Below are 10,875 nucleotides of genomic sequence, written 5' to 3'. Positions count from 1 at the left end.
CTGGACCCGTTGGGGGGGATAATCCCCCCAAACCCCCGTATACCTGAACAGATACCGAAAAATTATGTATTCCAAAGCAGACGCGGTATAATCAAAAACTCAAAGGATAGAACATTTTTTTGATTTATAAAAGATAATATATTGAAAGTCAAAAGATTAGAAAGAAATTGACCGCCCCCTCAAGCCCTGGACTGGGAAATCCGGCTCCGTTTCTGCAAAATACGGCGTTGCAGCATGGCCACCAGCTCTTCCACCCGCCGCGCCACCTCGTAAGAGGCAATCAGAAAACGAAGGCGATAAATATGGTGTATGCGGTCCTTGGCCACACTGCCCAACATGACGCCGTCGATACCAAAGGACTCTTCCCCTTCCGGCAGGAGAAACTGCACACGCACCCGATTACCCTTGGCCAGGGTTTCGTGGACCGTCTGGCTGGAAAAGGAGATTCCCCCGGTGCTGATGTCGAGAGGGTTGATGGGCAATCTTTTCCCCTGACTGTCCCACAACTGGATTTTAATGCCGCAGGAAGAATCGACATCCACCCGGTAAAGGGAACGCTTCTGGGTGTCGTGTAACAGCTTTTCGGGCCAGTTCAGACGGATGGAACCATCGGCAGCCTGTTCCTCCACCCGCAGTAAAGCCCGCATGGTGCCTTTTTCCGCGAAGAAGGAGATCTCCACCTGGCTGACCACCGCCAATTGGGCATTTCCCTCCTGGGGATCCAGCGGAGAAATCCACAAGGCTTTTGGATCGTCCTCTTCGGGAGACTGAAAACCGGAATAATAGGTCAACGGCAACTTGTCGAGATGAAGCTGAAGAGGTAACTCCTGAGTCATGGCCTGTGTCATGATATCAGTAATTCTCGCAGGATCCCGAATAACGTCCGGCCCCCGTTCCCGCACCATTCCGGAGGGTGTCGAGGAGGATCCCTTCAGCCCCAGCAGATTCTGAAAAAGTTGTTTTACCCCCTTGTTCATCGCAGCAAATTCCCCTGGCAGTGGTCCTGGGTAGCCTCTTTCCGAGCGATCTCACCCGACATCATTCAAGAATCGTGCCCGAAAACGCGCCCCCAGGGACAAGGCCAATGATTCGCAGGCCTCCATGTCCACACCGGGTAAACCGTCGATGGCCGTGGCGGTCACCGTGGGTACAAAACGCACCGCTTTACGAATGAAATCCTGCACCTCCTCCCAGGCATCCGGAAAAGCCGGCTGACAATGCCGGTTATAAACCACGGCGTTTTGCGCGTTGAGCGAAACGGAAACCTCGTCGATCAAACCGGCCAACTCGGGTGTGACATCCCGACGATGCACCCGATTGGCCAGTCCGTCGGTATTGATGCGCACCCGACCGCCCTGACGCTTGACCTCACGCGCCACTTCCAGAAGCACCCCCAGGCGCAGAGTAGGTTCGCCAAAACCGCAAAAAACCACTTCCCGATAAGAGCCAATGTCGCCCATGGCCTGAATAACCTCTTCGGCACGGGGGTTCTTTCGCAAGGAGAGGTCGAAATCACCGATGACCGGGGCCTGCCACTTGGGGCAAAAAGCGCAGTGCAGGGTGCAGCCCCGGGAGATGTTGAGATAGAGCGAACCTCTCAAGACATAGGCCAGCACCTCCCGATGGGAGGGAGACCCCGGCAATCCGTTTTCCAGACGAAACAATCGCCGGGTATTGGCGCTGGTCACCTCGGCGACTTCGTCAAGACGGCGCCCCTGAATGGCTGCCACCGCAGCAGCGACTTCCGCCACGAAGGCAGGTTCGTTGCGCCGCCCCCGGTGAGGAACCGGCGCCAGATAGGGGGAATCGGTCTCCAGCAGCAACCGCTCCAGTGGCAAACCGGCCACGGTCTCCCGCAAGGCCCCGGCGGCCTTGAAGGTCACCATGCCCGAAAGGGAGAGGTGGAAACCCTGCTCCACCGCCCAATCCGCCATATCACGGGATGCCGAAAAACAGTGCAGCACCCCACCGACGGCAGCGGCGTCCTCCTCTTCGAGGATGGCGCGGGTGCGGGATTCGGCATCTCGTGTATGAATGACCAGGGGCAGGCCCATACGGCAGGCCGCCCGGATATGACGGCGAAAAGAGGCCTCCTGACTGGCGGTATCGCTGTGGTTGTAAAAGAAGTCGAGACCGGTCTCCCCGATGGCCACCACTCCCGGCCGGGAAGCCAGCTCCACCAACTCCTCCACACTCAACGCCTCCTCGGCGGCATGATGGGGATGAATTCCCACCGTTACGGCCAGAAGTGGCGACGGGCTCTGGCGACACAGGGCAACCAGCTCCGGCACCTCGGCCTTCCGGGTGCCGATACTGATGATACCCTCCACACCGGCCGCATGAGCCCGCTGCAAAATCGCTTCTCTCTCGCCGGCGAAATCCGCAAAGGTCAGATGGGCGTGACTGTCCCAAAACATGCCATCACCGTCAGGTTGGTTGTCCTTCGGTCGGGGGCGTGTTTCCGTCGCCACTGCGACGACGGCGGCGACGGCGCTTGCGCGCCGCCGGAGCTTCCCCTTCCGCTGGTTGCGGTTGGGCTGCCTTTTCGGCAGCGGGTGGTGGCGGAGCCGCAACTCGGGGAGGCGTCTCCGCTCTCTTGCGTTCTCCGCCGGGGCGTTCCCGGCGGGGAGAAGGGGGGTGTCCGGCGGCGGGGGCCCGACCTCCCCGGGGAGGGAGCGCCGCCACAGGCTTCGGATCGCCCCCCTCTCCCTCAGCAACCCCATTCACCACAACGGGCGCCGCACCATCCAGTATGGTCATTTCGGACAGGGCAAGGGTGGCCTTCTCTCCCGTGGAACAGACCACGTCGGCACTCTTGCGCACCGGATTGACCGACTTGATCACCCCTTCGCGACCATCCTCGGTGCTGAACCGGGAACCGGGGGGCGGAAGCTCCTTGCGCAACTGATTGTAAGCGTCGTTTTCATACGCCAGGCAACACATCAGACGCCCGCACAGACCCGAAATGGCGTCAGGATTGAGGGCCATCTCCTGGTTCTTGGCCATGCGCACCGAAACGGTGTGAAACGATTGCAGATGGGCATTGCAACAGAGTACCTGTCCGCACATCCCGATGCCCCCCAGCAGACGGCTTTCGTCCCGCACCCCGATCTGGCGCATCTCCACCCGAATGTGCATCTCCGCCACGATGCGCTTGACCAACTCCCGGAAATCGACCCGGTTCTCGGCGGTGAAGTAGAAAATGGCCTTGTTGCCGGCGGAAAAGTAGGTGACACGGGCCAACCGCATCTCCAGCCCGAGTTCGCGAATGGCTTCCCGGCAGATCTGTTTGGCCTGTCGTTCCTTCTCCCCACCCCCGTTCTGCGCCTCCCGGTCCCTGCGGGTCAGGCGGCGCACGATGCGCACCACGCATCCCGGATGGAGGCGCTCCGCCGCCTCCTGCGCCGAAAGACCCTCGGCAACATACATGACATGCCCGACGGTCTCACCTCTGCGGGTTTCCACCAGCAACTGGTCCCCCTGGACAATGCGAGGATCGTTGACGGCCAGGCGGAAAACCATGCAGGAGTCGTGGATACGCAAACCGATCAGCCGCTTGTTTCGCGTCTCGCCACTCTCCGGGAAACCGACCGGCGGCGCGGCAACCTCTTCCCTTTCGGGTGTCTCATTCATGGTTTTTGATCCGCGCCAGATGGATGAAAAGGCATTCCATCACCAGGTTTCGATTGAGATTGAAAACACTGCTGCGTTGCCAGAGCTGCAAACTCCAAAAAGCCCCCTGCAACCAGATTCGGACCGTATCAGCATAACAGGTTTTTCCGAGCAACGCATGAATACGCTTTCTCAACCACATGCGCAAAAACTCGCCGGTTCGGGAAAATCGCTCGGGCTGGCTCCAGAATTCGGCGCGCAGACACAAGTCACCGATGTTGCCGGCATCCACCGTATCGAGATCCTGGTTCCAGCGTGCCCAAAGCTCGGCCATATCGCCCTCCAGCCATTGTCGCAGACGACCGGGAGCCCCCTCCGCCAGTGCCAGAAAACTCCGGGCGGTTACCTGTTGCGCCTCATCCACCGCTCCTGCCACGAAGGCTTCCATCTCCGCCGCCGAGAGCGGGGCCAGATGCAAAATCTGGCAGCGGGAACGAATGGTGGGCAACAGGATCCCCGGACGTTCCGTCACCAGAAAGAGCAGCGCCTCTCCGGGAGGCTCCTCCAGGGTACGCAACAGGGCATTGGCCGACTGTTCGTTCATCAGGGTGACTTCGTCGATCAGACCGATTTTGCGGCGGGACTCCGTGGGGGTCAACTGCAGAAAAGCGATCAGATCCCGCACCTGATCGATACTGATGCGGGTGCGCCCCTCCTCCACCTGCAGGTGCAGCAGATCGGGATGGTTGCCGGAAGCGAGTTGGCGACACGATTTGCACGCCCCGCAGGCCCCTCCATCCGGAGCGGGCCGGGGACAAAACACCGCGCCGGCCAGGGCCAGGGCCAGATGCTTCTTGCCGACACCTGCCGGTCCGGTGAAGAGATAGGCATGGCCAAGCTGCCCACGGGCCAACTGCTGATGCAAGCCGGCCACCTGCGACGCATGCCCGACATGGTCATGAAAGGTCGGAAAGGAAGACATCCGTCACCTGTTGCCAAATGGCCGTGGACACCTGCTCTTCCGAAAGGGCGGCGTCGATGACCCGAATGCGCCGGGATTCTTCCGCCGCCAGGGTCAAAAAGCCCTGACGCACCCTTTGGTGAAACAGCAGCGATTCCGTCTCGAACCGGTCTTCCCCCTTTTCCCCACCCCGGCTGCGGGCCAGTCCCACCTCCGGGCTCACATCGAGAAGCAGGGTCAGGTCGGGCCGGAGATCGGGAAAGAGCATGGTCTGCAACCGCTGCAACATCTCCGTATTCAGCCCCCGCCCGAAACCCTGATAGGCCAGGGTCGAGTCGAAAAAGCGGTCGCACAGCACCCAGGATCCTTCCTGCAGAGCAGGCCGGATCACCCGGCGCACATGTTCGAAACGGGCCGCCGTCACCAGCAGCCACTCGGTTTCGGCGGCCAGAGAGTCCGCGCCGCTACGGCGCACCAGCAGCTTGCGAATCTCTTCCGCCAGTTCCGTGCCACCCGGTTCCCGACTGCAGAGGATCCCGATGCCCCGCTCCCGCAACCGTTTGGCCAGACGCAACAATTGGCTGCTCTTTCCGCCGCCCTCGCCACCTTCGAAGGTGATGAACCGCCCCGGCATGGCAACCACCTATCGATTCGCCGCGGTGGATGGCGTCCGGGACGTCGGGGCAGCCTTCTGATAGTGTTGCACGTTGCCCTGATGCTCGGGCAGGGAGGAGGCGAAGATGTGACTGCCGTCCCCTTTGGCCACGAAATAGAGATGGGTCGACGGCAGAGGATGCACCACCGCTTCCAGCGCCTCGCGTCCCGGATTACAAATGGGGGTGGGCGGCAACCCTTCACGGGTGTAGGTGTTATAAGGGGTGTCGGTGCGCAGATGCAGACGGGTCAGATTGCCATCGAACCCGGAGACGCCGTAGATCACCGTGGGATCACTCTGCAGGCGCATGTGACGCGACAGCCGGTTGTAAAACACCCCGGCAATGGCGGGACGTTCCGCATCCTGCCCGGTCTCTTTCTCGACGATGGAAGCCAAAATCAGGGTTTGATAGGGGGTCAGGGCATGGCTGGACGGACGTTTGGACCAAACCTCCTCCAGATTGCGTCGGGACAGGTGAACCATTTGCTTCAAAATGGACAAGAGCCCTTCCCCCTTGCGGTAATCGTAGGTTGCCGGAAAGAGCCAGCCTTCCAAATGGTTTTCGGTCAGTTCCAGCCGGGCGGGGAGAGTGGGATCCCGCAACAGCTCGACCGCTTCCGGCCAGGCGGTTTGTTGCAGCAGCCGGGCCACTTCCGGAACCGTCCAACCCTCCGGAATGGTGAAACGATGGTGTACCACCTCGCCCTTGCGCAACTGGTTCAGAATGGTGCGCGGGGTGGAACGGGCCGGAAAGAGATATTCACCCGCCTGCAGGAATCCCCCCGGCTCCAGCCGGTTGAGCAGGAAAAGCCACTCGGAGGAGGTGATGGCCCCCACCTCCTCCAGTTCCGTGGCGACACGGTTGAAAGACCAGCCGTTGGCGACCGTCAGGGAGATGGCTTGCGGTATTGGCCGTTCCAAAAATTGCTGATAGCTCCACCACCCCCATCCACCAAGGCTGAGGAGTCCGAAACCCGTGGCTGCCGCCAGGGAAAGGAGCAGGCGTCTGTTCAACGGAAGCGTTTCAGCACCAGGGAAGCGTTGGTGCCCCCGAACCCGAAGGAGTTGGAAAGGGCCACGTCCACGGTTGCCTGACGCGCCGTATGCGGCACGAAATCGAGGCCGAAGTCTTCCGGATCATCCAGGTTGATGGTCGGCAGAACGATGCCGTGGTAGAGGGTCAAGGCCGTGAAGATGGCTTCGACTCCCCCTGCCGCGCCCAACAGGTGCCCGACCATCGATTTGGTGGAGGAGATCATCAGCTTGCCGGAATGGTCCGGCCCGAAGACCCGTTTGATGGCATCCACTTCGATGGCATCGCCGAGTGGGGTGGAGGTGCCGTGGGCGTTGATGTAACCCACCGCTTCGGGGGCGACCCCGGCATCAGCCAGGGCGGCGCTCATGCAGCGGGAAGCACCGTCCCCGGTTGGCTCGGGCGCGGTGATGTGATAGGCGTCTCCGGACATGCCGTAGCCCAGCACCTCGGCGTAGATGCGCGCACCGCGCCGGGTGGCCGATTCAAGGCTTTCCAGAACGACGACGCCCGACCCTTCGGATTCCACGAAACCGTCCCGGTTGCGATCCCAGGGACGCGAGGCCTTTTCGGGCTCCTCGTTGCGGGTGGAAAGGGCCTTGGCGGCGGCAAAACCGCCGATGCCCAACTCGCAAATGGCGGCTTCCGCACCGCCGGCCAGCATGACATCGGCTTCACCCCGGGCGATGAGGCGGGCGGCGTCGCCGATGGCGTGGGTACCCGTGGCGCAGGCGGTCACCACCGCGTGGTTGGGTCCCTTCAGCCCGTAGCGAATGGCCACATGGCCCGAAATCAGGTTGATCAGCGACATGGGAATGAAGAAGGGCGAGATGCGGCGTGGCCCCTTCTCCTTGATGGCCATGGCCTGGTTCTGGATGGCCACCAGCCCGCCGATACCCGATCCGATCAGGACACCCATGCGGGGAGCGCGCTCTTCGCTCACTTCCAGGCCTGAATCGAGCCAGGCCATGTGGGCAGCGGCCACTCCGAACTGGATGAAGAGATCCATCTTCTTGACTTCTTTGGCCACGACCCAGTCCGCCACGTTGAAGTCACGACACTCCCCCGCGATGCGACAGGAGTATTCCGTGGCATCGAAACGGGTGATGGGACCAATACCGGATCGACCGGCGACCAAACCTTCCCAGGTCTTCTGGGTGCCGGTTCCCAGGGGCGTCACCAGCCCCACACCGGTGATGACGACTCGTTGCTTCATCGGGTCTCGACCTCTCGATTACAAGACGGCAACCCCGGTCTCCCGGGGTTGCCGTCTCACTGCCATGGAGCGATAGGAGGTGTCGGCCTTCACCGGCTCTCGGCCCCTGACGGCGCTGCAATCCGGCTCGGAAGGCTCATGCAGGGGATCTGCACTCCGCTTCCTCACCGTCTTGCGCCTTGCCAGGATCCAAAATCGGGCAAACGCCGACACGCCCCGGGATCAACCGCCCTTTTTCATTTGCGCTTCGATGTAGTCCACCGCCTGGCGCACGGTGGCGATCTTTTCCACCACCTCTTCCGGAATATCAAAACCAAATTCTTCCTCGAAAGCCATGGCCAACTCGACGTTGTCCAGGGAATCGGCACCCAGATCTTCGGTAAAATTGGCGTCGTCCGTCACCTGGGCCGGATCGACACCCAGCTTTTCCACCACAATTTTCTTGACCTTATCGATGACACTGTCAGCCATGTTTCGTTATCCTTGTTCGGTGGTTGCAACGTGCTTCATTCCCATTCGGGAACACATCAAAATCCCATGTACATGCCCCCATTGACATTCAGGGTCTCGCCGGTGATGTAACGGGCCTCTTCGGAAGCCAGAAAAGCCACCGCATTGGCCACATCCTGAGGAGAACCCATCTCCCCCATGGGAATCTGCGAGAGGATAGCCTCCTGTGCTTTGGGATTCAAGCGATGAGTCATTGCCGTGGCAATGAATCCCGGAGCCACGCAGTTTGCCGTGATGCCCCGGGAGGCCACTTCACGGGCGGTACTCTTGGTAAGCCCCATGACCCCGGCTTTCGAAGCGGAATAGTTGGCCTGCCCCGGATTACCCGTCAGGCCCACGACCGAAGCGATGTTGACGATGCGCCCGTAACGGGCCTTCAGCATCGGTTTCAGAGCCAGCCGGGTCATGTAGAAGACGCTGGTCAGGTTGATGGCCAGAACCTGGTCCCACTCGGCATCCTTCATGCGCATGACCAGGTTGTCGCGGGTGATGCCCGCATTGTTCACCAGGATATCGAGTCTGCCGAATTTGGCCAAGGTTTGATCCATGGCCGCTTCCACACTCGCCTGGGAGGAGACGTCGGCCTCGAATCCCTCGGCGGCGGGCGCCACGGCGCGCAGCTCCTCCAGGGTTTCGGGAATCTTGGCCCCTTCGATGCTGACCACCACGGGAACGGCGCCGAGGCGGGCCAGCTCCAGAGCGATGACCCGTCCGATCCCGCTGGTGGATCCCGTTACCATGGCCACACGGCCAGACATGATCGTCATTGCGCTATCCTCGTTTTCGTTTCAGACGTTGCCCAGGGCGTCGAAGGCCGCCAGCTCCTCGGGCCCCTGCACCGATACGCTCGCCACCTGTCCATCGATCCGTTTCATCAACCCGGAAAGCACTTTGCCGGTACCCAGTTCCACCACCCGGTCCACCCCGAGAGACACCATATACTGCATGGACTTCTGCCATTGTACCGCATGGGTGATCTGTTGCACCAGACGCGCCCGCAGCTCCGTGGCGGAGGTGACGGCCGAGGCGGTGACGTTGCAGACCACGGGGATGACCGGATCGCGAAACACCACCTCCGCGAAGGCCGCCTCCATCTTCTCCGCCGCCGGTTGCATCAGGGGGGAATGGAACGGTCCGGAAACCGCCAGCATGATGCAGCGTTTGGCCCCTTTGCCCTTGGCCAGCTCAACCGCCTTTTCAACGGCTTGGCGATGGCCCGAAATGACAATTTGCACCGGGGAGTTGAAATTGGCCGCGACGCAGACCTGCCCGGTCTCCCGGGAGGCCTCTTCACAGACGGCGACCACATCCTCTTCGGCCATATTGAGCATGGCCGCCATGGCGCCGATCCCCGAAGGCACCGCATCCCGCATGGCAAGCCCCCGCAGGCGGACCAGGCGCAGAGCATCGGCGAAGGAGAGGACTTCCGCCGCCACCAGAGCGGCATACTCCCCCAGGGAGTGGCCGGCGGTACAGGAGACCTGGACCGCCCTCTCCCGCTGCAGCATGCGCCACGCCGCCACACCCGTGGTCAAGAGGGCCGGCTGGGTATTCTCCGTTCGGGTGAGAAACTCCTCCGGCCCCTCCAACAAGTGACGGGAGAGCGGCATGCCCAGTATCGCGTCCGCCTCCTCGAAGGTTTGGGCCACCGGCCCGCCCAGAGCCATGAGGCTGCGCCCCATACCCACCGACTGGGAACCCTGTCCCGGAAAAACCACTGCGAGTTCGCCCATCGACAACACCTTACTGATTGCCGGTATTTTCCTGCTGATAGCGATCCATGTCCCGGGTAAGGGCATCTTTCAAATCATTCAATTCAATGAATTCGTCCGCCTGACGGCGCAGTTCATCGGCGATCATCGGGGGTGAGGTCCTCAGGGAGCTGATCACGGTGGCCTGTTTGCCCAGGTTCTGGATCGCTTCGACAACGCTCCTGAAATCCCCATCCCCGGAAAAGAGTACGGCATGATCGTAATGGGGCGCCATGCTCAACATGGAAACCGCGATTTCGATATCCATGTTGCCCTTGGTCCGCTTGTGACCGCTGTGTACGTCGAAGTACTCCTTGATCGGCTTGGTCACCACCGCATAGCCGTTGTAGGCCAGCCAGTCCACCAGGGGCCGGATCGGCGAATACTCCTGCTCATCCCCCAGGGCGGTGAAGTAGTAGGCCCTAACCAGTCGGCAGCGGTTGCGGAAGTATTCCAGCAGCTTGCGATAATCGAACTCGAAACCCAGCGCCCGAATGGCTGCGTACAAATTCGAGCCATCGATAAAGATGGCCACCCTCTCATCCTTGTAGAACATGGGACTCACCTTAAAATTGAGATATCGCCGTCATCACGGCATCCGCCAATGGATACAACGCTCTCTTTGTAGCAGATTTTCCAGCCATTACCATGGCTGAAATGTTCTTCGCGGCTGAGTGTGACGCTTTTTCGCAATAATCTGCCATATTTTGCGGTTCGACCGACAGGTGCGCTGTCACGAGAGGAGCAGGATTCAGCCGGAATGCGCTTGGTGGGTGGGGCGGAATGTTTTGGAGCGGGAGAGGGGATTCGAACCCCCGACTTCAACCTTGGCAAGGTTGCACTCTACCACTGAGTTACTCCCGCTTGCGCTTTGCGCCCGCATGCGGCGAATCTGGAGGCCGGGGTGGGATTTGAACCCACGGATAAAGGTTTTGCAGACCTCAGCGTTAGGCCACTTCGCCACCCGGCCGGGAAAATCAGAACACAGGCTCAAACATTGGAGCGGGAGAGGGGATTCGAACCCCCGACTTCAACCTTGGCAAGGTTGCACTCTACCACTGAGTTACTCCCGCCCGATCCGCTCTTTATAGCGACATTCGACGCACTCGTCAACCCATTCCGTCGCGCCCTTTTTGA

General features: G+C 60.8%; 11 protein-coding genes and 3 tRNA genes. All 14 read right to left on the bottom strand.

The window, feature by feature from the left end; genetic code table 11:
* Positions 1 to 179: 179 nt before the first annotated feature.
* Complete coding sequence (locus HQL56_03470; protein ID MBF0308572.1) at positions 180 to 977, bottom strand: PilZ domain-containing protein; 798 nt, start codon at positions 975 to 977, stop codon at positions 180 to 182.
* A gap of 51 nt (positions 978 to 1,028) precedes the next feature.
* Positions 1,029 to 2,417 (bottom strand): YchF/TatD family DNA exonuclease, encoded by a 1,389-nt coding sequence (locus HQL56_03465; protein MBF0308571.1) that lies wholly within the window; start codon positions 2,415 to 2,417, stop codon positions 1,029 to 1,031.
* A gap of 10 nt (positions 2,418 to 2,427) precedes the next feature.
* Positions 2,428 to 3,633 carry a hypothetical protein gene (locus HQL56_03460; GenBank protein ID MBF0308570.1) on the bottom strand — a complete coding sequence of 402 codons (1,206 nt, stop codon included), beginning with the start codon at positions 3,631 to 3,633 and terminating at the stop codon, positions 2,428 to 2,430.
* On the bottom strand, positions 3,626 to 4,594 hold the full coding sequence (holB, locus tag HQL56_03455) for a DNA polymerase III subunit delta' (GenBank protein ID MBF0308569.1): 969 nt from the start codon (positions 4,592 to 4,594) through the stop codon (positions 3,626 to 3,628). Before holB ends, HQL56_03460 begins: the two co-directional genes overlap by 8 nt.
* Positions 4,569 to 5,207, bottom strand: coding sequence for a dTMP kinase (locus HQL56_03450; protein ID MBF0308568.1), 639 nt, complete (start codon positions 5,205 to 5,207; stop codon positions 4,569 to 4,571). The genes holB and HQL56_03450 overlap by 26 nt, the downstream gene beginning before the upstream one ends.
* A 9-nt stretch (positions 5,208 to 5,216) precedes the next feature.
* Entirely contained in the window at positions 5,217 to 6,242 is a 1,026-nt protein-coding gene (gene mltG / locus HQL56_03445; protein ID MBF0308567.1) for an endolytic transglycosylase MltG, read from the bottom strand.
* Complete coding sequence (fabF, locus tag HQL56_03440) at positions 6,239 to 7,477, bottom strand: beta-ketoacyl-ACP synthase II (GenBank protein ID MBF0308566.1); 1,239 nt, start codon at positions 7,475 to 7,477, stop codon at positions 6,239 to 6,241. The genes mltG and fabF overlap by 4 nt, the downstream gene beginning before the upstream one ends.
* Before the next feature lie 222 nt (positions 7,478 to 7,699).
* Entirely contained in the window at positions 7,700 to 7,948 is a 249-nt protein-coding gene (locus tag HQL56_03435; GenBank protein ID MBF0308565.1) for an acyl carrier protein, read from the bottom strand.
* A gap of 56 nt (positions 7,949 to 8,004) precedes the next feature.
* Positions 8,005 to 8,748 (bottom strand): 3-oxoacyl-[acyl-carrier-protein] reductase, encoded by a 744-nt coding sequence (fabG, locus tag HQL56_03430; GenBank protein MBF0308564.1) that lies wholly within the window; start codon positions 8,746 to 8,748, stop codon positions 8,005 to 8,007.
* A gap of 27 nt (positions 8,749 to 8,775) precedes the next feature.
* Positions 8,776 to 9,720 (bottom strand): ACP S-malonyltransferase, encoded by a 945-nt coding sequence (fabD, locus tag HQL56_03425; protein ID MBF0308563.1) that lies wholly within the window; start codon positions 9,718 to 9,720, stop codon positions 8,776 to 8,778.
* Between the two features lie 10 nt (positions 9,721 to 9,730).
* Positions 9,731 to 10,294, bottom strand: coding sequence for an NYN domain-containing protein (locus tag HQL56_03420; GenBank protein MBF0308562.1), 564 nt, complete (start codon positions 10,292 to 10,294; stop codon positions 9,731 to 9,733).
* 233 nt (positions 10,295 to 10,527) lie between these two features.
* Positions 10,528 to 10,602, bottom strand: a tRNA-Gly gene (locus HQL56_03415).
* 29 nt (positions 10,603 to 10,631) lie between these two features.
* A tRNA-Cys gene (locus tag HQL56_03410) sits at positions 10,632 to 10,708 on the bottom strand.
* 28 nt (positions 10,709 to 10,736) lie between these two features.
* Positions 10,737 to 10,811 (bottom strand) — tRNA-Gly (locus HQL56_03405).
* Positions 10,812 to 10,875: the final 64 nt, after the last annotated feature.

It is taken from the genome of Magnetococcales bacterium, assembly GCA_015231925.1.
In the GTDB taxonomy this organism is placed as follows: domain Bacteria; phylum Pseudomonadota; class Magnetococcia; order Magnetococcales; family JADGAQ01; genus JADGAQ01.
This window is presented reverse-complemented; position numbering and strand designations above follow the sequence as displayed.